We start from the raw sequence: 26,711 nt of genomic DNA, 5'->3' as shown, positions 1-26,711 counted from the left end.
AAAGCACATTTCTAAGCTTTTCGGTGAAAGAGCAGGTCGTAAAGCTTCTGATTCCTAGTTGAACCTGACTTTAATACTAGATAAAATAGAGCTTATGGGTGTTCTGTTAAAAGAGGTGTAAAAATGAAAAATGTACATAAGCTGACTGAAGGGGCTGTTTTGCTGGCCGCCTTTGCCGTATTAATTTTAATTACGATGTATGTGCCAGTTCTAGGATTAGTCAGTAATTTGTTTTTGGCTGTACCATTTATTTTGTTTGGAGCGAAGAATACTCGAATGTTTTCTTTCGTATTTTTGATCGCAGCCATTTTGATTTCTTTGATTGTTGGTACACTACTTGCCGTTCCTCTGACATTTACATATGGTCTGACAGGTATTGTGATCGGTCAATTTATTAAAGAGAAAAGAAGCAGAATTAGTTCATTTATCTCTGCTACTCTTGTATTTCTTGCAACTGTTTTGATCCAATATGCTGCCTCTATTGTCTTCTTTAAGATAAATTTTATTAAAGATTCAATTGATGTGCTAAGAGATTCACTGCAGCAGTCAAGAAGCCTCATCGAGTCGATTGGGCAAGGATCAGGGGAGAAAGTAATTCAACAATTTGAACAATCGCTGCAGCTGCTAGAAACAATAACACCAAGTTTATTTGTTTTAATTGCCCTCTTTGGTGTGTTATTAATCGAACTCGTCTCATTCCCGATTGTAAAGCGATTTGGAATCGAGATTGGGCGCTGGAAACCTTTTAGGGAGATGGTCCTACCTAAAAGTATTTTATGGTATTATTTATTAGCAATGTTAGCTTCATTCGTCTTAAATCCTGAAGTGGGCAGCTACTGGTACACGGCTCTAATCAATTTGGGTTTCCTTCTTCAATTGCTATTAATACTTCAAGGTTTATCATTAGTTTTTTTCTTCTGTCATAAAAAAGGAATGTCTAAGACTGTGCCAATTTTCATAATGGTCTTTACGTTTCTGATTCCAATTTTTCTTTCTATTGTAAGGATATTAGGTATAATTGATTTAGGGTTTGAATTAAGAAAAAGATTTGAAAAGAGTGAATAAATGTATGTCCTAATTTATGGACATGCTCTAAACACTACTGTGTAGGAGCTGAAAACATGCCATCATATTTAGAAAAGCGCTCGATCCGCTATCCAATGTATGGGTTGATGGGCATAACAGTGGTGCTTCTCATTAGTTTGGCGTATTATAGTTGGTTATTTAGTTTAATTGGATTTATTCTTGTTGTTTTTCCTTATTATTTTGTCTTCAAGGTCGATTATTTGCGCAGAAAGGAAACAGAAGAATACATATCAACCTTGTCCTACAGGGTGAAAAAAGTCGGCGAAGAGGCATTAATGGAAATGCCAATTGGGATCATGCTCATCAATGATGATTATTATATTGAATGGACAAATCCTTTTCTTGCCTCTTGCTTTGATGAAGATACGCTAGTTGGAAGATCACTTTATGATGTAGCGGATTTACTGATTCCCTTAATAAAACAAGAAGTGGAAACAGAAGTAATTACGCTTCATGATCGTAAGCTTCGAGTCATATTGAAGCTTGAAGAGCGCCTGCTTTACTTTTTTGATGTAACAGAACAAACTGAAATTGAAAAGATGTATCAAGAGGAAAGAACCGTTATATCCATTATCTTCTTGGATAATTATGATGAACTGACACAAGGGATGGAGGATCAGACGAGGAGCAGCCTTAACAACATTGTCACATCGATCTTAAATAAATGGGCTACTGATAATGGTGTTTTCTTAAAAAGGGTATCATCAGATCGATTTATTGCTGTCTTTAATGAGCAAATTCTCCACCAGCTTGAAAAAGGGAAATTTTCAATTCTAGATGATATTAGGGAAATAACAGCAAAGAGAAACCTGCCATTAACTTTGAGTATTGGTGTAGGGACAGGGGTTTCCTCTCTGCCTGAGCTTGGCTTACTTGCACAGTCCAGTCTGGATCTAGCTCTCGGACGTGGAGGGGACCAGGTTGCTATTAAGCAGACGAACGGAAAGGTTAAGTTCTATGGCGGAAAAACCAATCCTGTTGAAAAGCGGACTAGAGTTCGTGCTCGTGTGATTGCTCATGCTTTGAAAGAGTTAATTACCGAAAGTGATAAAGTCATTATTATGGGGCATAAAAATCCGGATATGGATGCCATCGGGGCAGCTATTGGGATTCGGAAAATTGCTCAAATGAATCAGCGTGAAGGATATATTGTCATTAATCCTCAGGATATTGACACAGGCATTCAAAGGCTCATGGCTGAAATACAAAAGAATGAATCCTTATTTACGAAATTTATTACCCCCGCACAGGCTCTAGAAATGGCAACAGATGATACACTTTTAGTCATTGTTGACACCCATAAGCCGTCAATGGTCATTGAGGAAAAGCTAATACAAAAGATCGACCACGTTGTCGTCATCGATCATCATCGCCGTGCAGAAGAATTTATTCATAATCCGCTGCTTGTTTATATGGAGCCTTACGCTTCCTCAACGGCAGAGCTCGTAACGGAGCTTCTCGAATACCAGCCGAAAAACGGAAAGGTTGAAATGCTTGAGGCTACAGCGTTATTAGCAGGTATAACGGTTGATACAAAGAGCTTTAGCCTAAGAACAGGCTCTAGAACCTTTGATGCGGCATCCTATTTACGTTCTTTAGGCGCGGACACAGTTCTTGTGCAGAAGTTTTTAAAGGAAGATGTAGAAACCTTTATTAAACGGGCAAAATTAATTGAAAATGTCTATTTTTATCGGGAAGGGGTTGCAATTGCCAAAGGGAATACAGATGAAGAAATTCATCAAGTGTTAATTGCACAAACTGCCGATACTCTGTTGACAATGGATGGCGTTCTCGCTTCTTTTGTTATTTCGAAACGATCTGAAAATATAGTAGGCATTAGTGCCAGGTCGCTAGGGGATATCAATGTTCAAGTTATCATGGAAAGTCTGAATGGCGGAGGGCACTTAACGAATGCGGCAACACAGCTAACGGATCTATCATTAGATGAAGCACAGGAACGCCTGCATGTTGCCATAGATGAATATATGGAAGGGAGAAAAAAGGAATGAAAGTTATTTTCTTAAAAGATGTTAAAGGAAAAGGCAAAAAAGGTGAAGTAAAAAACGTGGCTGACGGGTACGCACAAAATTTCCTTATTAAACAGGGCTTTGCTGTTGAGGCATCTCAAGCGAATATCAGTACTTTAAGTGCGCAAAAGAAGAAAGAAGAAAAGCTGGCTGCAGAAGAATTAGCAGAAGCCAAGAAACTTAAAGAAACGATGGATAAAATTACATTGGAATTCTCAACTAAAGCTGGAGAAGGCGGCCGTTTATTTGGCTCCATTACTAGTAAGCAAATTGCGGAAGAGCTGCAAAAAGCGCATAATATCAAAATTGATAAGCGTAAAATTGAACTACCAGATGCTATTCGTGCATTAGGTTATACAAATGTTCCAGTGAAACTGCACACTGAAGTGACATCTACATTAAAGGTTCATGTAAAAGAAGCAAACTAATTTTGGAAGTTCCATTTGCGCATAAACATGATAAAATAGAAGAGTTGGAAAAAATGTGATCGGTTTCTGCTGGTCACATTTTTTCTAAGCTTTATTCTAGTTAAAAATATAAACAAAATGAATTTGTTTCTAATATAAGTTTTGAAGTTTGAGAAGTGTCTAGCTCCAGTGGCTTGCGCTTTTCAATTTCCCTCTGGACAAAAATAAAGGAGGTTTGAATAGATGAGTGATTTATTTGCCGATCGCCTTCCACCACAAAACATAGAAGCGGAGCAGGCGGTATTAGGTGCTATTTTTCTAGAGCCATCTTCCCTCACTTTAGCTTCTGAAATTTTGATTCCTGAGGACTTTTACAGAGCAGCACATCAAAAGATTTTCAATGTGATGTTAAAGCTAAATGATCAGGGAAAAGCAGTTGACTTAATTACGGTGACGGAAGAGCTTGCAGCTGCAAAGCTTCTAGAGGACACTGGCGGAGTCAGCTATTTGAGTGAGCTTGCCGGATCTGTTCCTACAGCGGCTAATATTGAATATTATGCAAAAATTGTAGAGGAAAAGTCCCTTCTTCGCCGTTTGATTCGTACTGCAACAGGAATAGCCACCGATGGATATTCCCGTGAAGATGAGGTAGATGTTCTCTTAGGAGAAGCAGAAAAGAGCATTCTTGAAGTTTCCCAAAGGAAAAATGCGGGAGCTTTTCATAATATTAAAGATGTCCTCGTTCGTACTTACGATAATATCGAAGTCATGCATAACCGGAAGGGCGACATTACAGGGCTTGAGACTGGTTTTACCGAGCTTGATAAGATGACGGCCGGATTTCAACGCAACGACTTGATTATTGTTGGGGCACGTCCTTCAGTAGGGAAAACAGCCTTTGCTTTAAACATTGCGCAAAATGTGGCGACAAAGACTGGTGAGAATATAGCCATTTTTAGTCTAGAGATGGGTGCCGAGCAGCTTGTCATGCGTATGCTTTGTGCAGAAGGTAATATCGATGCTCAAAGACTGCGTACAGGATCCCTGACAGATGAGGACTGGGGCAAGCTGACGATGGCGATGGGAAGCCTCTCAAATGCAGGTATCTTCATAGATGATACACCTGGTGTGCGGATTACGGATATCCGATCAAAATGCCGCCGCTTAAAGCAGGAGCATGGTCTCGGGATGATTCTGATCGATTATTTGCAGTTAATCTTAGGAAGCGGGCGTTCAGGAGAAAACCGCCAACAAGAAGTATCTGAAATATCTCGTTCCTTGAAACAACTAGCCCGTGAGCTGCAGGTTCCAGTCATTGCCTTATCCCAGCTCTCCCGTGGAGTGGAACAGCGTCAAGATAAAAGACCAATGATGTCCGATATCCGTGAATCTGGAAGTATTGAGCAGGATGCCGATATTGTAGCATTCCTTTATCGTGATGATTATTATGATAAAGAATCTGAGAATAAAAATATCATCGAAATCATTATTGCGAAACAGCGTAACGGTCCTGTTGGTACTGTTCAGCTTGCTTTTGTTAAAGAGTATAATAAGTTCGTTAACATAGAGCGAAGATTTGATGACTCATCGATCCCTCCAGGTGCATAGATAAATATAATTAGGGAGAACCAGTTTTGGATGACTGGTTCTTTTTTTATTTTCATATTTTCATAGTTTTGCGAACAATAATATATATTTTAATATAAACGTTCGTGTTTTTTGACTTTTATCAAAAAAAATTGATAAAATGACTTTGAACAATCGGGAATAAGTGATTTGTAAATTCGGAGGTGCTTATTTTATGTCATCAGTAGTTGTAGTAGGGACACAATGGGGAGATGAAGGAAAAGGGAAAATTACCGACTTCCTATCAGAAAACGCTGAAGTGATTGCTCGTTATCAAGGAGGAAATAATGCAGGCCATACGATCAAGTTTAATGGTGAAACCTATAAGCTGCATTTAATTCCTTCGGGGATTTTCTATCGTGATAAAATCAGTGTCATTGGAAATGGGATGGTTGTTGACCCAAAAGCACTTGTAACGGAACTTGCTTACCTGCATGAAAGAGGTGTGGCGACCGATAACCTCCGAATTAGCAACCGTGCTCATGTAATACTTCCATATCATCTTAAACTTGATGAAATCGAAGAAGAGCGAAAAGGCGCGAATAAAATAGGAACAACGAAAAAGGGAATCGGCCCTGCTTATATGGACAAAGCAGCGCGTATAGGAATTCGGATTGCTGATTTATTAGATAAGGAAGTTTTTGAAGAAAAGCTTGCACGTAATCTCGAGGAAAAAAATCGTTTATTTGAACGAATTTATGAAATTCAAGGTTTTACAATAGAAGAGATTTTAGATGAATACTATGAATATGGGCAGCAGATTAAACATTATGTTTGTGATACATCAGTCGTTTTGAACGATGCACTTGATGAAGGACGAAGAGTGTTATTTGAAGGAGCCCAAGGGGTCATGCTAGATATTGACCAAGGAACATATCCATTTGTGACTTCGTCAAACCCAGTTGCTGGTGGAGTGACGATTGGTTCCGGAGTTGGCCCTTCAAAGATTAAGCATGTTGTGGGGGTATGTAAGGCTTATACGACTCGTGTAGGAGATGGCCCTTTCCCAACAGAGCTTGAAAATGAAATTGGGCATCAAATTCGTGAAGTTGGCCGGGAATATGGTACGACGACAGGTCGTCCACGCCGTGTAGGCTGGTTTGACAGTGTGGTTGTGCGTCATGCAAGGCGAGTTAGCGGTCTAACAGATCTTTCACTAAATTCAATTGATGTTTTAACGGGAATTGAAACGCTAAAAATCTGTGTAGCTTACCGCTATAAAGGAGAAGTGATTGAAGAATTCCCAGCAAGCTTAAAGGTTCTAGCAGAATGTGAACCTGTATATGAGGAGCTACCAGGCTGGCATGAGGATATTACCGGCTGCAAAACATTAGATGAGCTTCCTTCCAACGCAAGACATTATATTGAACGAGTTTCTCAATTAACGGGTATCCCGTTATCCATTTTCTCTGTAGGACCAGATCGGACTCAGACAAATGTTGTTCGAAGCCCGTGGCGACAAAATTAATAATCATTCAAATAGGGAAAGGGAAATGGAGATCTACTCCCATTCCCCTTTCCCTATAATTTTTTTTTTCACAAATTCCCGAAATTAAATTATTTCTAGTCTCTTGGCTGTCCGCCATATCCAGGTGGAAGGGATGGATAACCTCCGTATCCAGGTTGTTGATGTCCTGGATAACCGCTGTGTCCCGGATAGCCTCCATGGCCGCCCCCATAACCCGGGTATCCAGTCATACCGCCGCTATGTCCCGGATAACCTCCGTAACCGCCACCATGGCCGGGATAGCCTCCATAACCCGCACCATAGCCCGGATAACCTCCATAACCACCACCGTGTCCCGGATAGCCCCCATAACCCGTACCATAGCCAGGGTAACCGCCATACCCCATGCCAGGAGGCATACCGCCTAAAAATTGTCTTTCCATTGTAAAATCCCTCCTCCAATAGTTACATTTTTAGTGTATGTGCAGATAGAGGATGGGAGTGAGGTAACTGCCTATTTGGCTAATATAATAAATCTCAATGCTAAAAAACAAAATTTTTTTAAAAAAATTCATTGCAAAATATTATCTCCCTATGATATTATAAAAAGCGTCGTCATAAACGAACAGATTTTATACGAGCCATTAGCTCAGTCGGTAGAGGATTTTAAAGCTTGCAGCAACAATGCTATTCTTCCTCGAATAGCAAACTTTGAAATCTGCAACAAAGCCTACAGGACTTTGGAGCACAGTACGACTAGAGATAGTATCGAGGAATCTTTTTTTTATACGAGCCATTAGCTCAGTCGGTAGAGCATCTGACTTTTAATCAGAGGGTCGAAGGTTCGAGTCCTTCATGGCTCACCATTTTTTTAGGCCCGTTGGTCAAGCGGTTAAGACACCGCCCTTTCACGGCGGTAACACGGGTTCGAATCCCGTACGGGTCATACGAAAAGCGGAGGTGCCTGTTTAGCCCCGACAAGCATAAGACGAGCCCTGGCAGAAGGTGCATTTTCCTTCTGATAGGGATGGGCTTATGACCTAGAGGGGTTAGGCACCGTAGCTAGACAAGGCAAACAACATCCAGTAAGCGGCTGGCAAGCACGGCCTCCTTACTGGATGTTGTACTATATACGGCTCAGTAGCTCAGTCGGTAGAGGATTTTAAAGCTTGCAGCCACGAAGCTAATCCTCCTTGAATAGCAAACTTTAAAATCTGCGACAAATCACAAAGAGATTTGGAGCACCTTATGACTACAAACTATTTTAGAAAACAATACTAAATACGGCTCAGTAGCTCAGTCGGTAGAGCAGATTTAAAAATTTGCCTACAGAGAATCAGCCACCCAAGAATAGGAAATTTTTAAATCTGTGACAAAGACCAAAGGACTTTGGAACAAAGGTTCTTAGGCTAATCAAAGTTTAGGAACGAGTAATATATACGGCTCAGTAGCTCAGTCGGTAGAGCAAAGGACTGAAAATCCTTGTGTCGGCGGTTCGATTCCGTCCTGAGCCATCCTCTAAAAAGAGTATGACCTATGTTATGCTCTTTTTTTGTTACATTACTGTAATATTTTGGCTGTGCTAACCTTAAAACTATGTAACTCTGTTTTTATCCTCCTTTTTTACAAAAATAGTAGTAAAATCCTAGTCATGATAAGCTTTCTTTCCTATTTATCCTCTCCAATTCGACATAATCCTTTTTTATTTTTAAAACCTTTTGGCAGTTAATTGTCATCAATTATACAATTATGTTACATTATGAAGTCAAATAGTCTATTAGATGGATTTTATGGTAAAGTATAGAAGTGAAAATTTTTAGTAATTTAGAATAATAGTTACATAGCACTATATGAAAGTGTGTTGCCGTAGTCTAGGAGGATGTAACAATGCAAGATTCGACAATTAACTTCACGAAGATAAAAAAACATACATATAATAAATTCAAAAAGGCATTTAAAAAGACCGCATTAACGTTCCTAACAGTTGCTGCGATCTCTTTTGCTGCAGAAATTTCAGCACATGCCGATACAGATAAGCTAACGACTGTTTACTATGTTTACGTAGATAAACAATATATTGGAACAGTTACAGATAAAAATGTAATTGAAGGGTTACTTGATTCCAAACTAAAAGAAGCACAATCTGCAAAAGAAAATGTACAACTTTCCTTAAACTCTGAAGTAACATATGTGCCTGAGCAAGTGTTCCGTGCAAATTCAGTGGCCAATAACACAGAAGTGGCAGAGGAAGTTATGAAAGAAGTTAAGGTTCAAGCTGAGGCTTCCGCAATCATTATTGATGGAAAGCCAGTTGCATATGTTCAAAATACTAATCAAGCAAATGAAGTTATTAAAAAACTTAAACTGCGTTACGTTTCGGAAGAAGAGTTAGTTGCAATTGAAGCTAGAAAGGCTTCTGATAATAATACTTTGCCTCCGTTAAAGGAAGATGAAACTCGTATATTGGACGTTAAACTTTCAAAAGAAGTTTTAGTTAAAACTGAAAAAACAGAGCCAGTCAATATCCTTTCTGTAGAGGATACTGTAAAGCTTTTGGAAAAGGGCTCATTAGAAGAAGTAAAGTATAAGGTAAAAGATGGAGATGTGCTAGGCGGAATTGCTCATGCTCATAACCTGAAAATCAACCAGCTTCTTGACATTAACCCTGGGCTAACAGAGAATTCCGTTCTGCAAATTGACCAGGAAATAAACGTAACAATACTAAAGCCATTTGTTCAGGTTATTATTGATAAAGAATACTTCAAGAAAGAAGTTATTCCATTTGAAAAAGAAGTAGTAGAAAGTGACAAAATGTTCAAAGGAGATACAAAGGTACAGCAGGAAGGTAAAGATGGAAAACGTGCTGCAACCTATCGAGTCTCTGTTCAGAATGGCCAAGTGGTGAAGAAGGAAGTAGTGAGTGAGGAAATCCTTCAAGAGCCTGTTAAGCATATTGTTATTAAAGGGACAAAGGTAATTCCATCTCGTGGTGATGGCAGCTTTATTTGGCCTGCAGTTGGCGGATATGTTTCCAGTCATGTAGGATATCGCTGGGGAAGAATGCATAAAGGAATCGACATTGCCAGACCAAGTGACCATACGATTAAAGCAGCGGATAATGGAGTTGTTGTGTCAGCAGGATATGATGGCAGCTTTGGAAATAAAATTGTCATTGACCATCAGAATGGCTATCGTACAATTTATGCCCATCTATCTTCGATTAATGTAAGCTCAGGGCAAGTTGTATCAAAAGGTTCAAAAATTGGAGTCATGGGCTCAACTGGAGATTCTACAGGGGTTCATCTACATTTTGAAATATATAAAAACGGCAGCCTGCAAAATCCACTAAATTATATTCGTTAATAAATACAAGAAAAAGTCTCTAGTCTCTGCTAGAGACTTTTCTGGTTGATTAGATACAATTGCCACTTATAGGCGGGTTTTTGATTATTATCCATTCTTGCCTTAGACATCCTGCTCTATATAGTGTTTTTTCTAAATAGATGAATTCACTTTTATTACATGTTAAAGTAAAATTGAAAACATATGAATATGAAGATAATCTAGTGAATCAAAATAAATCACCTTACGTAAAGGAGAATTAGATGGAAAGAAAAATTCTAGTAGTAGACGACGAGAAACCAATTGCAGATATTTTGCAATTTAATCTAAAAAAAGAAGGCTTTGAAGTATTTTGTTCTTATGATGGAAATGATGCGTTAGAAAAAGTAGAGGAAATAAAACCGGACCTTATCCTTCTTGATATCATGCTTCCACAAAGGGATGGTATTGAAGTCTGCCGAGAAGTCCGGAAAAAATACGATATGCCGATCATTATGCTTACAGCAAAGGATTCTGAAATTGACAAAGTCATTGGTCTAGAGCTTGGTGCAGATGACTATGTCACAAAGCCTTTCAGTACGAGAGAGCTGATTGCCCGAATTAAAGCCAATTTAAGACGTCACCAGCAAATTGCTGCGAATACGGCTGAAGAAGATGAGACCAATGAAATTACAGTTGGTACTTTAACGATTCATCCAGATGCTTATATTGTGTCAAAACGCGGGGAAACGATTGAGCTTACTCATCGCGAATTTGAGCTTCTTCATTATTTAGCTAAGCATATAGGGCAAGTTATGACCCGGGAACATCTCCTGCAGACTGTTTGGGGCTATGATTACTATGGTGATGTGCGCACAGTTGACGTAACGGTTCGACGCTTGCGTGAGAAAATTGAGGATAACCCAAGTCATCCAACATGGATTGTGACAAGAAGGGGAGTTGGGTACTATCTGCGAAATCCTGAACAGGAGTAAGAACATTCAATGAAAAAAGTTGGTTTTTTTCGTTCTATTCATCTCAAGTTTGTCATCATTTATGTGTTGCTTATATTAATTGCCATGCAAATAATAGGAGTCTACTTTGTTAGACAATTAGAATTTACACTTAAGGAGAATTTTAAAACGACTATTCAGGATCGTGTGAATCTCCTTGCCTATTATTTGGAAGAACAGATGACGAAGGAGCGGCAGCCAGATGATGATGGCCCGACTCTAGAGGAAGATGTCTACCGGCTGTTAAGAGATTATTATTCAGAGGATATTACAGAGGTTAGAGTCATTGAAGGGGATACTTTAAAGATTCTTGGTACGTCTGACCCTGATAATCAAGGCGTTGTCGGCCAAAGGACAACGGATACATTAACGAGAATGACGATTGCTACCTCCCAGCAGGCAAGTGAGGATCTCATCGATTCCCACACAGGAAACCGTATTTGGGTGCTGGTTACGCCTATTAAGCATAATGGGGAAGTACGAGGCGCCATTTACCTCGTTGCAAAAATAGAAAATGTTTTCGAACAGATGAGGCAAATCAATAGTATCTTTATTTCAGGGACAGCGATTGCCCTTGCGATTACAGCTATATTAGGAGTTCTTCTTGCACAAACGATCACTCGCCCAATGTCTGATATGAGAAGACAGGCACTAGCCATGGCAAAGGGGAACTTCTCGCGCAAGGTTAAAATTTATGGCAATGATGAAATTGGTCAATTAGCGATGACCTTTAATAATTTAACGAAAAAGCTGCAAGAAGCTCAGGCAACTACTGAAGGAGAACGCCGGAAGCTTTCATCTGTCCTCTCCCATATGACAGATGGTGTGATTGCAACGGACCGGAAAGGGAGAGTCATCCTCATTAATGAGCCTGCGGCTGACATGCTAAATGTTTCACGTGAAACAGTTTTATCTTCTCCAATTGTTTCACTTCTTGGTCTTGAAGATGATTACACGTTTGAAGAATTACTTTCTGAGAGAGATTCTGTCATTTTGGATTTCAGTAAGCCCTCCAATACCTTGATACTACGGGCAAATGTGTCTGTTATTCAAAAGGAAACAGGTTTTGTTAATGGACTGATTGCCGTTCTTCATGATATTACCGAGCAGGAAAAGATTGATATGGAACGCCGAGAGTTTGTTGCCAATGTTTCTCATGAGCTTAGAACACCACTGACAACAATGAGAAGCTATTTAGAGGCTTTAGCAGAAGGTGCATGGCAGGATGAAGAAATTGCTCCCAAGTTTTTAGATGTTACACAGACTGAGACTGAGCGCATGATTCGTCTTGTTAATGACTTGCTGCAGCTTTCAAAGATGGACAGCAGGGATTACCGCTTGAATAAAGAATGGATCGATATTATTTCTTTTTATAACAGAATTATAGACCGCTTTGAAATGTCCAAGCATCAGAATGTTACCTTTGAAAGAAGGCTTCCAGGCCATTCAGCATTTGTGGAAATTGATGGGGACAAGCTTACTCAAGTCATTGATAATATCATTTCGAATGCGCTTAAATATTCTCCGGAGGGCGGTAAAGTCACCTTCAGTATTGAAGAACAAAATGATTTTGTGATCATCAGTGTATCGGATGAGGGAGTTGGCATACCGAAGGAAAATATCAATAAGATATTTGAACGATTTTACCGGGTGGATAAAGCTCGGACAAGAAAGCTTGGAGGCACAGGTCTCGGTCTAGCAATCGCGAAGGAAATGGTGGAAGCGCACGGCGGAGAAATATGGGCAAGGAGCGAAGAAGGAAAGGGAACGACCATTTCTTTCAGCCTGCCTTATGACCGTACTGAAGAGGATGATTGGGAATGACATATGAAAATATTAAATCGCTCATATTGGTCATTTTAGTATTCTTTAGTGTTTTTTTAACATGGAGCATCTGGACGTATCAGCCTAATTTAGAAACGATGGAAAAGACAAAAACGGTCCAAGAAGTAGCGATTAGTGCCAAAAAGGATGCGGAGGAAATTGTTAAGCCCGATCGGGTTATTTTCCATTATTCTAAAGATAAGCATTTAGGAACAACTAGTTCGGAAGAAATTGATAAGATTATTACTGAAATAAGCAGATGGAACTTCACTGATTTTGTCAACGTATCAAATGAAGTGAAAAACTTCTCTTCTTTCATTCATAATGCCGGAAATGCAGTTATTTTATATCAAGATTCAATTCCGATTGACTTTTACCGTACGATTATTGATATGAAAGAGAAAAAGATCCCTAATTTTTATTTTGATCGAATTGTTATTGATACAGAGGGAGTTCAGAAGGATCAGGGATTTGTTTATTTTATTTCAACTGAAAAAAATCAGGCGTACAGAAGCCAAGTTCCAGCTTCATTCATCCAGAATTTTAAAAATGGGTTCTTTAATAATGCAGAATATAGTCTTAGTTATGCAAAATACTTTCCTTATAAAAATTCTAACGGCATGGTATTTTTCTTACCGGAAGAATCGACTAAAATGCTTCAATATCAGTTTTTATCAACTCCGCTAGATTCTGAGAAATTTAAAAATGCTCTATTTAAAGATCCATCCGTCGTTCAGAAAAACAAGCATTCAACTATTGAGGAATATACAAATGGCTCGAGTTTAATGCGGGTGAATTTGGAGCGGAACACACTTTCTTATGTGAATCCGGTTGGCAGCAGTGATAGTCAATTAACATCCAGAGGACTTCTTAAGAGAAGCATTGACTTTGTTAATGAGCATGGAGGATGGACAGATAATTATCGCTTTGTAGAAATGGATGAACTGAATCATCAAGTGCTTTTCCGTTTATACGATGACAAGGGGTATCCAATTTTCAGCGAGGGCAGCGGAATTTCTGAAATTCGTGAAACATGGGGCCAAAATGAAATTTATCAATATTTCCGGAGTAACTTCTTAATTGGCCTCCGAATGGAAACGACCGAAACGAGTCTTCCTTCAGGGCATGAGGTTATTCAGTATCTTGAAAATAAAGGCTTGGAAATGGACAAACTTCAGGACATTGTTCTTGGCTATTCCATGGAAAAGGATTCAAGGCTAGTCTACTTAGAGCCCTCCTGGTTTTATCTATATAATGGCACATGGATTCATATTTCCTTGGACGAGCCAATAGGAGGGGCAAATCATGGATTGGAGTAGGATTAAAACCATATTCATCTTGACCTTTCTTGTCCTTGATATTTACTTAATGTATGAGTTTTTTAAGCTAAAGGATTCCAGTCAGTATGAATACAGCACAGAAACATCGTTTGAAAAACGTTTGAAGGCGGATGAAATTGAATACGTTGAGCTGCCAAAAAACTACGTAAAGGATAGGTACTTAAGCGCCAAGCCGAAAAACTTCACTAATGAAGATATTGAAGCATTAAAGAAGACGAAGCTGAAAGGGCAAGGGCAAGTAAATTCCGGTACTGTACTTTCATTTGTTCTAGATAAGCCATATGATCTCAATGATAAATTTGAAATAGCTGATATTAATTCATTTGTAAAAAATAATATTTTGTTTGGGGATCAATATCGTTTTTGGAAGAAGGAAGAGAATGCGATTACGTATTATCAGCAATTTGATAATAAGGTTTTCTATCATAATATGAGTGGAGAACTAACCATCTTGTTAAATGAAGAAAACGATATTGTTTCCTATAAGCAAACGATGTTAGAGGACATAGAGGAGTTATCAGAGGAAGAAAAGATTATACAGCCTCTGAAAGCCATTGAAACGCTATATGAAAATGGATCGTTAAGGCCAAAGAGCAAGATCACAAATGTGGAGCTTGGATATTTTACCTTTGTGCAAACAAGTACTTCACAGGTTCTGACTCCTGCTTGGCGGTTTGTTATTAATGGCAATGAAGATTTATTTGTCCATGCCTTCGAGGGGCAAATCATCCAATTAAACAACGAAGAGAAAAATATAGTGGAGTGAGAAATTATGCGATTCAGCGTACTCGCTAGCGGTAGTACAGGGAATGCAGTCTTTGTTGAAACGGAGGAGCATTCATTTCTTGTGGATGCAGGTTTGAGCGGGAAACAAATGGAGACCTTGTTTCAACAGATTGACCGCGAAATGGGGAAGCTTTCCGGCATCTTAGTCACACATGAGCATAGTGACCATATTAAAGGTGTCGGAATCCTTGCAAGAAAGTATAAACTGCCTGTCTATGCAAATGAGAAGACTTGGAACGCTATGGATAGCCTGATTGGACAGGTACCCGTTGAGCAGAAATTCACCTTTGATATGGAATCGGTTAAATCATTTGGTTCCCTTGATATAGAGTCCTTTGGGGTTTCACATGATGCAGCTGACCCGATGTTCTATGTATTTCACCATCAGGGGAGTAAGCTTGTGTTGATTACGGATACAGGCTATGTAAGCGATCGGATGAAGGGACTGATCTCGAATGCGGATGCTTATGTGTTTGAGAGCAATCACGATGTCCAAATGCTGAGAATGGGGCGTTACCCATGGAGCATTAAAAGACGGATATTAAGCGATGTTGGACATGTATCCAATGAGGATGCGGCAATTGCCATGAGCGAAGTGGCAGGTGACAGGACAAAGCGCATTTATTTAGCTCACTTGAGCCAGGATAATAATATGAAGGATTTAGCTAGAATGTCTGTATCACAGACGCTTGAAAGCAAGGGTATAATTGTCGGAGAACAGTTTGATCTGTATGACACGGACCCTAAAACCCCAACGGCCCTAACAGCCGTTTAAACAGAAATCATTAGGAATGAAGAGCTTTTTATAGAGCTTTTCATTCCTTTTTTTTAGGAAAATATAAATTCGCACGCTTTGTATAACGTTGTGAATAATTTTGTTTACGTTCAGCTCCAGCGCCTACCCCCTCGAGGTCACAAGCCAATCCTCCCAAAAAGGTAAACAACACCTTTCCGTGAGGATCGTCTTGTGCTTGTCAGGGGTGAGCAAGGCGCTTGCGCATTTGTTCTTTTTGAAAAAAATGGTGCTAACCTATGAACAAATTCGTAAGATTGCTGATGCCGCTAGTTTTTCAATAGAATCTTAAAATGGTGTGAGTATAATAATTATTAAGGTGGAATAATAGAAATTAGCACTTATATTTACTCCGCCTTTTAGTACTTATACTTAAGTCTAAATGAATAAAAGGAAAGGAATGGTCCAGTGTGGGGTACTATGATCAAGATTATGAGAACCGTTACAAAAGGCAAAAGGGGAACAGGGGCGGCTATTTTTTAGCAAGTCTTGTTGGTGCAATTCTAGGTGCCATTCTTGTTATTGTTATCATCCCAATGATATCGGATTTAAATATTTTGCCTTATTCTGTCCAGCCTGGCGAGGGATTAGAAGAAAGTGCCACTAATAATCATGCAAATGTGAAAACGCAAAACGTATCCCTAAATGTCACTTCCGATGTAACGAAGGCAGTAGATAAAGCAGGTGATGCGGTTGTCGGAATCAGCAATATTCAAACGACAAGCTTTTGGGGTCAAGAGGGTGCTGATGAACCTGCTGGTACAGGATCAGGAGTCATATATAAAAGGGCCGGGAATAAAGCATTTGTTGTAACCAATCATCACGTAGTAGAGGATGCAAGTAGACTAGAGGTTACTTTAGCCGATGGGACAAAGATTCCAGCTGAGCTTCGAGGCAGTGATATTTGGACAGATCTTGCTGTATTAGAAATTGACGCGAAAGATGTAAAAAAGATAGCTGAATTCGGAAACTCCGATGCCTTAAAGGTCGGAGAACCAGTAATAGCGATTGGAAATCCACTTGGTCCAACATTCTCAGGATCTGTCACACAAGGAATTATCTCGGGGTTACAGCGGACAATTCCAGTTGATATTAACCGGGACGGAGTCATTGATTGGAATGCAGAAGTATTACAGACAGATGCAGCGATTAACCCTGGTAACAGCGGTGGAGCATTAGTCAATATTGAGGGGCAAGTGATCGGAATCAATTCCATGAAAATTGCCCAAAATGCAGTTGAAGGAATTGGCCTAGCCATTCCAATCAATGCTGCTCTACCTATTATTAATGATCTAGAAAAATTCGGAGACGTTAAACGCCCGTATATGGGTGTTGATTTAAAATCTGTTAACGAAATTCCATCCTACTACCAGCAAGAGGCATTGAAGCTTCCTAGAGATGTAAACTATGGAGTAGCCCTAAGACAGGTTGTTCCAAATTCTCCTGCTTCTCAAGCTGGCCTTAAGGAGCTAGACGTCATTGTAGAAATGGACGGAGAACAGATAAGGGATGTCGTAGACCTTCGAAAACATCTGTATAATAAAAAGAAAGTCGGCGACCAAATGAACGTAAAGTTCTATCGAGATGGAAAGCTACAAGAAACGACAGTGAAGCTAAGTGGAGAGACATTCTAATAAGTGATTAGAACAGGAAAGCGAAAATAGAAGCTTTCCTGTTTTTTTGTATTGTGAATAACTTTTTTCATGGAAGCTTTCGTATTTGTTTTTGTTTTGTTAAGATGAAATGTGGATAACTTATAAATATGGTGGATGAATGATTATCCACAATATCATTTTAGAGAAATAGGTGGTTTTTTAAATGCAAGAGAATAGCCAATTAATATATAGCTGCGACGAACATGTTGATATAGCAATAGATACAATTGTTGATGAGTACGAAACCTTTCCAGTTTTAACAAAGATAGAGGATGAAGAAAAGTTATCAACAGCCTGTGAATTCTGTCGAAATAAGGCAGTATATCTTGTGGCGAACGAATGATCCCACACAATATGTGGATAGAAAATGTGGATATGTGGATAACTTCTGTGGATATCTTGTTTGTAAAGTGAGGATGACTTGTGAATATCTCGATTATTACAGTTGGAAAACTGAAAGAAAAATATTTAAAGCAGGGAATTGATGAATACCTAAAACGATTATCCGCCTATGCCAAAATGGAAATCATCGAAGTCTCTGACGAAAAAGCCCCCGAAGAATTAAGCGAAACCGAAATGCTGCAAGTCAAGCAAAAAGAAGGCGAGCGGATTCTAGGTAAAATTAATCCAGATGCTCATGTCATTGCGCTAGCGATAGAAGGGAAAATGAAATCATCAGAGGAATTGGCTGATACGCTGGACAAGCTGGCTACGTATGGGAAGAGCAAGGTGGCGTTTGTTATTGGCGGTTCGCTGGGGTTGAGTGAAGATGTGTTGAAGCGGGCTGATGAGAAATTGAGCTTTTCGAAGATGACGTTCCCGCATCAGTTGATGAAGCTGATTTTGTTGGAGCAAGTTTATCGGGCTTATAGGATAAATCGGGGGGAACCGTACCATAAGTAATCACATGGTTTGGGTTTTTTATAGAAGTATCAAAGAACAGAACAATGTCTTTGATACTTCTTTCTTTAGGTGAAGAGCCTTTATTAACTGTGATTTCTTTAATGATGTTGTGTAAGAAATGTTTGAGTTTTTCTGGCTCTACAGTGGTTAAGACCTTAGAAAAACTAAATAAAGCATGATATATTCTATCGAACGATATTTCTTTTACAGTTGGTTGTTTAAGCTGATAATCTATTTCAGATTTCTTAGATTCCAATTCAGATAATTCTTCCTCATAAGTAGCAATTTTATTTTTAAGAATAGAACCATCTATTTTGTCTCCTTCAAAGAGACTTAGATATTTTTCAATGTTAGTTTGAATGTTTTTTATTTCTGTTTCTATATACTGTAATTGTTCTTTTAAAGGAATCTTTAATTTGGTTACTTTATTGTTTACCTTATTGGTGATATCTAATAAATATGATTTGTCAGAAGTTATCTTTTCAAGTTGATTGAATACATATTGTTCAGCATAATCTGCTTGTATTAGGTTAGATTTGCAAACAGCAGAGCCTTTATAGTGGAAGTTCCCACATTGATAGTAACGTATATATTCATTACTATTTTTAGATTTTTTTGAATGGTGTCCTATCATACCTTGCCCGCAACTAGGACATCTCAATAAAGTTGTTAAAGGAAAATGACCTGTAAAGGATTTAGCTGGATTGTGAGATTTCTTTTCTATAAGGCATTGTGTAGCTTGCCATGTTTCTAATGAAATTAATGGCTCATGTTCCCCTGTAACAATAATAGGTTCTTTGTTTGTACCGCTCCTTCGTTTGCTAGACCAATCATTAACTTGACCAAAGCGTATAAATCCTGCATAAGTAGGATTTAATAGAATAGTACGTACTGATGTAATAGAAAATTCTTTCTTTCTTTTAGTTTTATAGCCTTCTCGATTAAGCTGATGTGCAATTGCCTTGTAACCTTTACCAGATATATATAAGTGAAAAATACGTCTAACAATGATAGCTTCATTTTCATTAATTATAAGCCTTTTATTTTCACAATTATATCCTAGAATAGACCCACCATTCCATTTTCCTTCTCTAGCACGTTGATGCATTCCCATTTTTACATTTTCAACGATTTGGTTTCGTTCTAGTTCTGCAAATGTCCCCATCATTTGAAGCATTGCTGTTCCAGTAGGGGTGGAATCATCAATAGCTTCACTAAGACTAAAAAAGTTAATATTATTTTGTTTGAAAATCTCGATAATATTTAAAAAGTCCAATTGTTTACGTGAAAGGCGTGATATTTTCCAAACCAATACTTTTTGAAAAATAGCATTAGTACAATCGGATAATAATGATTGTAGTCCTAATCTATTAGTGGATTTTCCGCTGAAACCTTCATCTTTATAGATTTGAGCAATTACAAAGTCATTCTTATTACAGTAGTCAGTAAGAGTCTTAATTTGCCCTTCGATTGAATACCCTTCCTCTGCCTGTTCTTCTGTGGATACACGTACATATAGCGCCACCTTCATCTATATTTTCACTCCCCCTTATAATCAAAAATACTGTTTTTGTCGAGATTCACGGTTTCAATAATTTTTATAAGTTCATTTCTTTGTTCTGTAGTAATGGAGAAAAAATCATATTGAAACAGAGAGCAAAAGAAATCAAACGAAGCCTTGCTTTTGGTTAAATTATTGATATTTGTTAGTACAGCATCAGCTCTGGAAAAATCGGTTTCAATTATATTATTAAATACGTATGATAGATAGTCATTTTTCCTTTTAAGATTTGAAATTAAAGCTTCATCATTATAGAGCCAAGGATAGTGATATTTAATGTATTCTTCATCGGAATCATTGAGAGCTTGTTCATTAGATTTGTCTCTATTGATGCTACTTTCAAGTTCAAATTTTTTTCGTCGTTCAGAAATTATTCCAAACGAGTATAGGTAATCCTCAATTTTCTCTAATGGAAATGAAAGTTCTTTTAATAATTTAAAACAAGTATTATAATCTGGATTTTTTATTGCTCCTGTTTCCAATTGTGAAACATATGCTTTGCCTCTTCCAATTTTCTCAGCCAACGGCATAGAACGTAGACCCAAATGTTCTCTTCTTTTTTTTATTTCCTTTCCAAATTCAGTACTATTCATAAAATACCTCCTAATTAGTTATTACAGTTATTCTATCATATCATTTATCATAAATCAAAAATATCATTGACAATGATATAAAAAATAATTAATATGATAGAAACAAAAGAAATAAGGATGAGTTGAATGGATAAATCTAAGACAGAAACTGGACTTTCAATAGTTGAGATTGTTTCAGATATCTTATTGGAGTTTCTGAGTAAAGAGCATATTGATACAGATGAACTAACAAATTATTGGGGTGGAGAAACACCAATAAAATTTATCATTGATGGAAATGAGGATGAGGAAGAATGGAAATAATTGAAGAAGCAAAGGAATTATTAATTAGGAGCGGAATATCGGCTAAGAAAAGAACGGAACAAGGTAAAAGTTATATAAGGAAGGGAATTAAATATGACTTGCCTTCTGGCATAGAATTAGTGAGTTTAATTCAACAACAGAAACCAAAGTTATGGGATAGATGGGTAGAGCAGACTAAACATTTTTTGCATGAAGGTAAAGATGCTAACTATAGACCTACCATAGATAGAATAGATTCTAATGGTGATTATTGTCTAGAAAATATAAATTTTCTTCCGCATTTTGAACATATGTTAAAGGATAAAGCAATTCCTATCACATCTTATAATATAAAACAAAGAACATTTAGAGAAGTTCCTGCAATGGCTTATGAAGGGAAAATATTAAAATGCAGTAGAGATGTGATAAGTAAGTATTGTGATAGTGGAATTTTATACGAAGGTAATTATCTTTTTCAATCGGATGTTGAAACAAAGGCGAAAAGAAATACAAGACCTAAAAAAAAGCAAGAATATATGGCAGTTTTTAATGTAATAATGAATGAATATGATGAAGAGGGAAATGTAATTAGAGAATTTCCTGCACAGTTAGAAGGTGTGTTAGAGGTACCCGAAATTAAAATTTACCGAAAATAAATATCCTATATTAATAGCAATTAACTTTGTAGGTATTGCTTAGAATTTAGTAATGAACTATTAGGATTAAATAGCGGAAAATTATATAGAAGGTGATACAGATAGAAACAAAAAATGATATTCAACTTAGTATTGACACATTAACTTTAGTAGCGAAACTTACACTAATAGAGAAGCAGAAGTTAAAAAATTATTTTACATTCAATCGAAGAACGGATTACTTTTATAGCGCTATAACAAGTAAAAAGCCTTTTTTTGTTTTAAATTTAAATCCAAGAAATATGTATTCTTATAAATATTATAACGTAATGTTGATTCTTCAAAATGAAACATTAATAAATATGCCAGAGAGCATTAGAGAGACACTATTTGCATTTGATTGGAAAGTAAAACGGATGGATATAGCCTTTGATTCAAAATTAGATTACAGTAGACACGTTTTTTTAAAGCCACATGGAAATTCCAAGGTTTTTAGCAGGAGTGATTGGAGTGGGTATTATGTTGGTTCTAATTACAGCAAGTCCAAGTTAGCTGTCTATGATAGAAACAAAAAAGAGCAAGCGAGGAAAACAGATATTGAACATTTATATAAAACGAGATTTGAATTCCGTATTAGACCTAAAATTTCAATAGCACCTTCGATTCATAACATAGATGACGATTTTATTATGAATGAGCTATCAAAGTATAATGTGATAGAAGATGCTGAAAGTATGGAAACAACTAAATGGAATATTAATCGTTTAATTAATTTAAAAAAGGGTCTTCACTTGAAAAGAGCTTATAAAGATAGATGGATTAGATACGGCAGGAAGGTTCAGAGTGAATTGAAACAAATAGTAAAAGAAGAACGGATTCCCTTTGAACGGCTATATCAAAATAAGAAGGAAAGCATATTTAATTGGTTGACTCATAAAGCTGAGAGAGAATTGGCTGTTACAGTGTAAGTACGATGTGTTCTAAGAAAAAAATAGGGTAAAAAAATTTACGATACGAATGGAATAAAACATGAAAACGTCTGTTTGTCATTAACAATCATTCGTATCCTTTATTAACTTAAGATTCATAATGTAGAAAAATTACCTTAAATAGGGTTGAATAAAGCTGAGTGTATCAAAAACGAATGTTTATGAGACAAAATAAAAAGTTAGGAAAATAATAGAATTGAAGCTAAATGTCAGTATCAAAATTCGTTTCAAAAACAACGTCTCAATATTTACTTGATTAACCGTTTTTGATACAATTAAAGTAACAAATGATACTGGATGTGATACATATGAAAATCGGATATGCGAGAGTAAGTACTTTAGAGCAATCATTAGACCTTCAGCTGGACGCACTAGAACAAGTTGGGTGTGAAAAGATTTATGAAGAGAAAATGAGTGGAATGAAGGATGATAGACCACAGCTTAAACAATTAATTGAATATGCTAGAGCGGGTGATGTATTAGTTGTCTATAAATTAGACCGACTTGGTCGTTCTACAAAGAGATTGATTGAACTATCAGAGGAACTTCAAGAAAGAGGAATTGAACTAGTCAGTATTAGAGACAGTATAGACACGACTACAGCAGTCGGAAAGGCGATGTTTAAGATGTTAGCTGTCTTGGCTGAAATGGAACGTGACTTAATCTCAGAACGTACTAGAGCGGGTCTTGAGAGTGCTAGAGCAAGAGGGCGTTTAGGTGGTAGACCTAAGAAGGATAATAAGCAAGTAGAGAAGGCTTTGAAGCTATATGACACTGAGCAGTATAAAGTAAAAGAGATAGAAGAAATTACAAATGTATCTAAGGCTACAATATATAGGGAAATAAAAAAGAGAAGTATTAGTATTGTAAGGTAATAATTAAGTGGACACGGACTATATAGTTTTCAATGAAGACTCTTTTACTAAAAGAATAAGAAATGGAAGAGGGAAATTTATAGAGGGGGAAAGATGGCAATTTATATATGATGGGGATTGGGATGCGGATATAAAGTATATGATGCATGTTAGTGATTATGGAAGAGTAATTTGGAACTTAAGTTATTTGTATAATGCAAATAAGTTTATTGAACATTATAAGGGTTATGTACAAGTGACTGTTGGAAATAAAGTTTTGTACCTGCATAGACTTGTTGCATTTTATTTTGTAGAAAATCCAAATCCGATAGTAAATAAGTATGTAAATCATAAGGATTTTAATAAAAAAAACAATCATTTTACCAATTTAGAATGGGTTACTGCTAAAATGAATAGCCAACACTATTTCACCAACAAGAAAAGAAAAGCAGAAAGTTAAAAGCTATATTATAGAGAAAAGAAAAAACTTAAAAAAGGAAATTGTTTTGACACTCACTAATAATAGTGGGTGTTCTTTTTGTTAGAGGGGGATGGTTTACAGTATTTTGATAGAGATGTAGTACTTTGGGATGTGGTAATACATCTAAAGCCCAACATTGACTAATAAATTGCAATAAAAATGGTATAATTATGTAAATATACTTTTGTTTGTAAATATGACATTATATAAAGTTAAATAAAGTATAACGTATACACGTATAGGTTTTTAAAAGTAACATTAAAATTCTACTTAAATACATATTTACACTCCAACAATAGGGGATAGGGTGAGAATTAATGGACTTGAAAATAAGTATTGAACAAGAATTATGGGAGATTATAGAGAAAAATTATGAAAATGAAAATTACTCTGGTGCTATTTTAGATGCTATGCATTTATTAGCAGATACAATTAGAAATAAAACTGGTTTAGAAGGTGACGGTTCAAGTTTAATAGGACAAGCTTTTGGTGGAGAAAATCCTAAGATACAATTAAATAAATTACAAACTGAGTCAGAAAAAAATATACAAAAAGGGATGCAAGATATACTTAGAGGCTTGTATACAGCAATTCGAAATCCGAGAAGTCATGATAAATATATAGATACTAAAGAAGAAGCAGATTCTATAATATATTTTATTGGGTATTTATTAATAATTATTGGTAAATCTAAAGTTAATTTTGAAGAATCAACGTTTTTAAAAAGAGTATTTGAAAAATATTATGTAAGAAGTGAAGAATATTCTGATTTATTAGTAAATGAAATCCCAAAACGCCAGAGAGTAAATATTGCCATATCAGTAATTTTACAAAGGAAAAAAGGGGATATATATAATTTAAGTTATTTTATGAAAGCTCTTTTTAAAAAGTTGGAAGAGAATCATATGATACAAGTATATAAAGTAGTTAGTGATGAATTAAAGTATACAAGTTCAGATGAAGATATTCGCACAATTATACATATATTACCACATGAATATTGGGGTAAAGTTGAAAGGGTTGTAAAAATTAGGATAGAGAATATACTTTATGAAAATGTTAAGTCTGGTAAATATGATGTTTCAAATAAAACATGCAGATTTGGTTCACTGGGAACTTGGATTACAACAGAACATTTAAAGAAATTTGAAAATGTTAATGATTGGACATTTATGATAGTAAATAAAATACAAAAAGGTACCCCTGAGGAAAAAAATTACGTTGAAAAATATTTTTGGGATAAAATTTGTGAAGTAAATTCCCAAGATATACACCATTATCTAAAATGGTTCTTTAAAGATGGTCTAAAAAATAAAGATGAAGTAATTGTAAAAAAATTAGAAAGTCAAATAATATTTGACGAAAATCATCGGTGGTGGAAAGTGTTTGAAGAGGAATTAAAGGATTTTCCCGAGATAAAATATAGTGATTTTCTCTTTTGAAAGATAGTATCTAATCAAGAAAGAATAAATTAAAAGAGAAGTCCTATCAAAGAAACCACTCCAGCTTAGGGAGTGGTGTAGGCTTTAAATGTTAATATAAATTTTACTCTCAAAATCAATTATGTGCTTATTGTTATTACGGGGAACCGTACCATAAGTAAATGAGGCATTAAAAATTTATAGATATGCTAAACGAATGTAGATATATTCCGGAAACATAGATTAGCTGCTTTTTTGATGTCAAGTTCTCAATTATGAAACTATGATGTTCGTCTATATGGCTTCGAAAAGCGCCATTTCCCCCGTTTCTTTTAGCTTTGTAAAAGCCGTTTTGCAAGTAGTCTAAAGGGTTTCCAATTTCGTATACTAATCTGGAATGATGGTGAGGACGCCTATGTTAATGGTATATGTCATTGGCAAACTACGGCTGATAGCTGAAATAAGTGTCAGTTTGATAGGTATCATTTGTATTAGCGGATTCGAGTTGAAATCCTTCATTACTACATAGATAGTCAGCTCACTCTGAGTTGACTTTTTTGGTTAGTGAAAAATGGGTATCTTTGACGAAGCCCAACATACTTTGGGTGATGACTATGCCTATAGACCAGATGATGTCAAATGAGGGTGCATCTGTTAAAATTGAAATTACATAAGGATCTAGTAGCTTGTAAAGGAGTTAAAGTAAATCAATGGATTACGATAAAGTTCAGCATATGCAAATCAATAAAGTAGTGGAGTATATTGAAGAACATATTTATGATCCTCTCCGACTTGAACAATTAGCCAAAGTGTCTACGTATTCTCCTTTTCATTTTCAACGATTGTTTAAAGGGATTATTGGCGAAACTCCGGCTGGCTATGTAAAACGGATTCGTTTGGAGAATGCGGCACATTTATTAATTTATGAACCACAATTACCAATCACACAAATTGCATTAATGAGTGGCTATTCATCATTGTCCGCTTTTTCTTATTCATTTAATGCCTATTTTAAAACGAGTCCAAAAGGCTGGAGAGAGGGTGCTTATTTACAACGATTTCCACGTGAATATCATAATCGCAAGAAATCTAAACTTGTAAGCACAAATAATAAAGCAGGAAATAAACATAGCTCTTATAATGGATTCAAATGGCTAGACTTAACAAAAGTACAAGTTGTTCAATTTCCAATGTGCACAACAGTAAATAGGTATAATATTGGTTCTTACAAGAATGGAATTCCAGATGTGTGGGAGGAACTCTATCGATGGTCGAATGCAAGAGGGCTAGTTGAACAGGATACAATGATGTTCGGTGTTCCGAGGAGTAACCCATACATCACACTGCCAGAAAAAAGTCGCTATGATTGCCGCATAGCCATTTCTAATCTTACAGAGATAAGACTAGACGACGAAATGGCCTATACTTTTAATGGTGGGAGATATGTATTATATTCTTTTGATGAGCCTGTTGAGTATAGTGAAAGAAGTATGTTGATTGAATGTTACTCAGAATTGTATAGCTATTGGTTACCGATTAGTGGGTACAAATATTTGGGAAACCCGATTGAGCTTGTGCACATTGACGAAGTGAGTGGTACATTCAATCTTAATTGCAGAATTAGTGCAATCGCTTTAGCCATAGAGCCAAAATAAATCGGGGGTAAA

23 protein-coding genes, 3 tRNA genes and 1 pseudogene are annotated in these 26,711 nt (G+C 36.7%); 24 read left to right on the top strand and 3 right to left on the bottom strand.

The features are described from left to right. Positions 1-123: 123 nt before the first annotated feature. The 5 genes from H0173_RS17330 to H0173_RS17310 all read left to right on the top strand — a co-directional run bounded on the left by H0173_RS17330 (position 124) and on the right by H0173_RS17310 (position 6,614). A complete protein-coding gene (locus H0173_RS17330; protein ID WP_221847768.1) occupies positions 124-1,065 on the top strand; it encodes a YybS family protein in 942 nt (313 codons plus the stop codon). A gap of 56 nt (positions 1,066-1,121) precedes the next feature. Beyond that, positions 1,122-3,095 (top strand): DHH family phosphoesterase, encoded by a 1,974-nt coding sequence (locus H0173_RS17325; RefSeq protein WP_221847767.1) that lies wholly within the window; start codon positions 1,122-1,124, stop codon positions 3,093-3,095. Further along, positions 3,092-3,541 carry a 50S ribosomal protein L9 gene (rplI, locus tag H0173_RS17320; protein WP_221847766.1) on the top strand — a complete coding sequence of 150 codons (450 nt, stop codon included), beginning with the start codon at positions 3,092-3,094 and terminating at the stop codon, positions 3,539-3,541. Before H0173_RS17325 ends, rplI begins: the two co-directional genes overlap by 4 nt. Positions 3,542-3,763: 222 nt before the next feature. Next, on the top strand, positions 3,764-5,128 hold the full coding sequence (dnaB, locus tag H0173_RS17315) for a replicative DNA helicase (protein WP_221847765.1): 1,365 nt from the start codon (positions 3,764-3,766) through the stop codon (positions 5,126-5,128). Between the two features lie 193 nt (positions 5,129-5,321). Further along, a complete protein-coding gene (locus H0173_RS17310; protein WP_221847764.1) occupies positions 5,322-6,614 on the top strand; it encodes an adenylosuccinate synthase in 1,293 nt (430 codons plus the stop codon). 95 nt (positions 6,615-6,709) lie between these two features. Here the strand turns inward: H0173_RS17310 and H0173_RS17305 are convergent, their stop codons facing one another. Then, positions 6,710-7,036: a hypothetical protein gene (locus H0173_RS17305; RefSeq protein WP_221847763.1), complete on the bottom strand. Its 327-nt coding sequence runs from the start codon at positions 7,034-7,036 to the stop codon at positions 6,710-6,712. Between the two features lie 347 nt (positions 7,037-7,383). Here H0173_RS17305 and H0173_RS17300 point away from each other — a divergent pair. The 12 genes from H0173_RS17300 to rlmH all read left to right on the top strand — a co-directional run bounded on the left by H0173_RS17300 (position 7,384) and on the right by rlmH (position 18,228). Then, positions 7,384-7,459, top strand: a tRNA-Lys gene (locus tag H0173_RS17300). 8 nt (positions 7,460-7,467) lie between these two features. After that, positions 7,468-7,539: transfer RNA gene (locus tag H0173_RS17295), tRNA-Glu, on the top strand. A gap of 495 nt (positions 7,540-8,034) precedes the next feature. After that, positions 8,035-8,107, top strand: a tRNA-Phe gene (locus H0173_RS17290). 373 nt (positions 8,108-8,480) lie between these two features. Continuing rightward, on the top strand, positions 8,481-9,956 hold the full coding sequence (locus H0173_RS17285; RefSeq protein WP_221847762.1) for a peptidoglycan DD-metalloendopeptidase family protein: 1,476 nt from the start codon (positions 8,481-8,483) through the stop codon (positions 9,954-9,956). A gap of 242 nt (positions 9,957-10,198) precedes the next feature. Next, positions 10,199-10,909, top strand: a complete 711-nt coding sequence (gene yycF / locus H0173_RS17280) for a response regulator YycF (RefSeq protein ID WP_221847761.1) — start codon at positions 10,199-10,201, stop codon at positions 10,907-10,909. 9 nt (positions 10,910-10,918) lie between these two features. Beyond that, on the top strand, positions 10,919-12,751 hold the full coding sequence (gene walK, locus H0173_RS17275) for a cell wall metabolism sensor histidine kinase WalK (RefSeq protein WP_221847760.1): 1,833 nt from the start codon (positions 10,919-10,921) through the stop codon (positions 12,749-12,751). Further along, complete coding sequence (locus H0173_RS17270; protein ID WP_221847759.1) at positions 12,748-14,070, top strand: YycH family regulatory protein; 1,323 nt, start codon at positions 12,748-12,750, stop codon at positions 14,068-14,070. Before walK ends, H0173_RS17270 begins: the two co-directional genes overlap by 4 nt. Further along, the gene (locus H0173_RS17265; RefSeq protein WP_221847758.1) at positions 14,057-14,857 is read left to right on the top strand and encodes a two-component system regulatory protein YycI; all 801 of its coding nucleotides are present in this window, start codon (positions 14,057-14,059) and stop codon (positions 14,855-14,857) included. Before H0173_RS17270 ends, H0173_RS17265 begins: the two co-directional genes overlap by 14 nt. A gap of 6 nt (positions 14,858-14,863) precedes the next feature. Continuing rightward, the gene (locus H0173_RS17260) at positions 14,864-15,652 is read left to right on the top strand and encodes an MBL fold metallo-hydrolase (RefSeq protein WP_221847757.1); all 789 of its coding nucleotides are present in this window, start codon (positions 14,864-14,866) and stop codon (positions 15,650-15,652) included. Positions 15,653-16,080: 428 nt separating this feature from the next. Then, positions 16,081-17,304, top strand: coding sequence for a S1C family serine protease (locus H0173_RS17255; RefSeq protein WP_313770663.1), 1,224 nt, complete (start codon positions 16,081-16,083; stop codon positions 17,302-17,304). Positions 17,305-17,488: 184 nt separating this feature from the next. Next, positions 17,489-17,668 carry a CxxH/CxxC protein gene (locus tag H0173_RS17250; RefSeq protein ID WP_221847756.1) on the top strand — a complete coding sequence of 60 codons (180 nt, stop codon included), beginning with the start codon at positions 17,489-17,491 and terminating at the stop codon, positions 17,666-17,668. Positions 17,669-17,748: 80 nt separating this feature from the next. Then, positions 17,749-18,228: a 23S rRNA (pseudouridine(1915)-N(3))-methyltransferase RlmH gene (gene rlmH, locus H0173_RS22395; RefSeq protein ID WP_313770662.1), complete on the top strand. Its 480-nt coding sequence runs from the start codon at positions 17,749-17,751 to the stop codon at positions 18,226-18,228. Positions 18,229-18,724: 496 nt separating this feature from the next. Here the strand turns inward: rlmH and H0173_RS22390 are convergent. Together H0173_RS22390 and H0173_RS17240 are read right to left on the bottom strand one after the other, a co-directional pair. Next, positions 18,725-19,759, bottom strand: a pseudogene (locus H0173_RS22390) (recombinase family protein); the annotation flags it as partial. 8 nt (positions 19,760-19,767) lie between these two features. Further along, complete coding sequence (locus tag H0173_RS17240; protein WP_221847754.1) at positions 19,768-20,382, bottom strand: helix-turn-helix domain-containing protein; 615 nt, start codon at positions 20,380-20,382, stop codon at positions 19,768-19,770. A gap of 126 nt (positions 20,383-20,508) precedes the next feature. Here H0173_RS17240 and H0173_RS17235 point away from each other — a divergent pair, with 126 nt between their 5' ends. The 7 genes from H0173_RS17235 (at position 20,509) to H0173_RS17205 (ending at position 26,699) form a co-directional block, all read left to right on the top strand. After that, positions 20,509-20,685, top strand: coding sequence for a hypothetical protein (locus H0173_RS17235; RefSeq protein WP_221847753.1), 177 nt, complete (start codon positions 20,509-20,511; stop codon positions 20,683-20,685). Further along, the gene (locus H0173_RS17230; protein WP_221847752.1) at positions 20,676-21,320 is read left to right on the top strand and encodes a hypothetical protein; all 645 of its coding nucleotides are present in this window, start codon (positions 20,676-20,678) and stop codon (positions 21,318-21,320) included. Before H0173_RS17235 ends, H0173_RS17230 begins: the two co-directional genes overlap by 10 nt. Positions 21,321-21,412: 92 nt before the next feature. After that, positions 21,413-22,267, top strand: coding sequence for a hypothetical protein (locus tag H0173_RS17225; protein ID WP_221847751.1), 855 nt, complete (start codon positions 21,413-21,415; stop codon positions 22,265-22,267). Positions 22,268-22,596: 329 nt separating this feature from the next. Then, positions 22,597-23,163: a recombinase family protein gene (locus tag H0173_RS17220; protein WP_221847750.1), complete on the top strand. Its 567-nt coding sequence runs from the start codon at positions 22,597-22,599 to the stop codon at positions 23,161-23,163. A 7-nt stretch (positions 23,164-23,170) separates the two neighbouring features. Further along, complete coding sequence (locus H0173_RS17215; protein ID WP_221847749.1) at positions 23,171-23,602, top strand: HNH endonuclease; 432 nt, start codon at positions 23,171-23,173, stop codon at positions 23,600-23,602. A 338-nt stretch (positions 23,603-23,940) separates the two neighbouring features. Continuing rightward, positions 23,941-25,065, top strand: a complete 1,125-nt coding sequence (locus H0173_RS17210) for a TIGR02391 family protein (protein WP_221847748.1) — start codon at positions 23,941-23,943, stop codon at positions 25,063-25,065. Positions 25,066-25,754: 689 nt separating this feature from the next. Beyond that, the gene (locus H0173_RS17205; RefSeq protein WP_221847747.1) at positions 25,755-26,699 is read left to right on the top strand and encodes an AraC family transcriptional regulator; all 945 of its coding nucleotides are present in this window, start codon (positions 25,755-25,757) and stop codon (positions 26,697-26,699) included. Positions 26,700-26,711 lie beyond the last annotated feature (12 nt).

The sequence above is a fragment of the Bacillus sp. S/N-304-OC-R1 genome, from assembly GCF_019749375.1.
In the GTDB taxonomy this organism is placed as follows: Bacteria; Bacillota; Bacilli; order Bacillales; family Cytobacillaceae; genus Cytobacillus.
This window is presented reverse-complemented; position numbering and strand designations above follow the sequence as displayed.

Bases quoted from the DNA above. Each gene is read 5' to 3' on its own strand.
- H0173_RS17330 (WP_221847768.1), top strand. From the start codon at position 124: ATGAAAAATGTACATAAGCTGACTGAAGGGGCTGTTTTGCTGGCCGCC.
- H0173_RS17325 (WP_221847767.1), top strand. From the start codon at position 1,122: ATGCCATCATATTTAGAAAAGCGCTCGATCCGCTATCCAATGTATGGG.
- rplI (WP_221847766.1), top strand. From the start codon at position 3,092: ATGAAAGTTATTTTCTTAAAAGATGTTAAAGGAAAAGGCAAAAAAGGT.
- dnaB (WP_221847765.1), top strand. From the start codon at position 3,764: ATGAGTGATTTATTTGCCGATCGCCTTCCACCACAAAACATAGAAGCG.
- H0173_RS17310 (WP_221847764.1), top strand. From the start codon at position 5,322: ATGTCATCAGTAGTTGTAGTAGGGACACAATGGGGAGATGAAGGAAAA.
- H0173_RS17305 (WP_221847763.1), bottom strand. From the start codon at position 7,036: ATGGAAAGACAATTTTTAGGCGGTATGCCTCCTGGCATGGGGTATGGC.
- H0173_RS17285 (WP_221847762.1), top strand. From the start codon at position 8,481: ATGCAAGATTCGACAATTAACTTCACGAAGATAAAAAAACATACATAT.
- yycF (WP_221847761.1), top strand. From the start codon at position 10,199: ATGGAAAGAAAAATTCTAGTAGTAGACGACGAGAAACCAATTGCAGAT.
- walK (WP_221847760.1), top strand. From the start codon at position 10,919: ATGAAAAAAGTTGGTTTTTTTCGTTCTATTCATCTCAAGTTTGTCATC.
- H0173_RS17270 (WP_221847759.1), top strand. From the start codon at position 12,748: ATGACATATGAAAATATTAAATCGCTCATATTGGTCATTTTAGTATTC.
- H0173_RS17265 (WP_221847758.1), top strand. From the start codon at position 14,057: ATGGATTGGAGTAGGATTAAAACCATATTCATCTTGACCTTTCTTGTC.
- H0173_RS17260 (WP_221847757.1), top strand. From the start codon at position 14,864: ATGCGATTCAGCGTACTCGCTAGCGGTAGTACAGGGAATGCAGTCTTT.
- H0173_RS17250 (WP_221847756.1), top strand. From the start codon at position 17,489: ATGCAAGAGAATAGCCAATTAATATATAGCTGCGACGAACATGTTGAT.
- H0173_RS17240 (WP_221847754.1), bottom strand. From the start codon at position 20,382: ATGAATAGTACTGAATTTGGAAAGGAAATAAAAAAAAGAAGAGAACAT.
- H0173_RS17235 (WP_221847753.1), top strand. From the start codon at position 20,509: ATGGATAAATCTAAGACAGAAACTGGACTTTCAATAGTTGAGATTGTT.
- H0173_RS17230 (WP_221847752.1), top strand. From the start codon at position 20,676: ATGGAAATAATTGAAGAAGCAAAGGAATTATTAATTAGGAGCGGAATA.
- H0173_RS17220 (WP_221847750.1), top strand. From the start codon at position 22,597: ATGAAAATCGGATATGCGAGAGTAAGTACTTTAGAGCAATCATTAGAC.
- H0173_RS17210 (WP_221847748.1), top strand. From the start codon at position 23,941: ATGGACTTGAAAATAAGTATTGAACAAGAATTATGGGAGATTATAGAG.
- H0173_RS17205 (WP_221847747.1), top strand. From the start codon at position 25,755: ATGGATTACGATAAAGTTCAGCATATGCAAATCAATAAAGTAGTGGAG.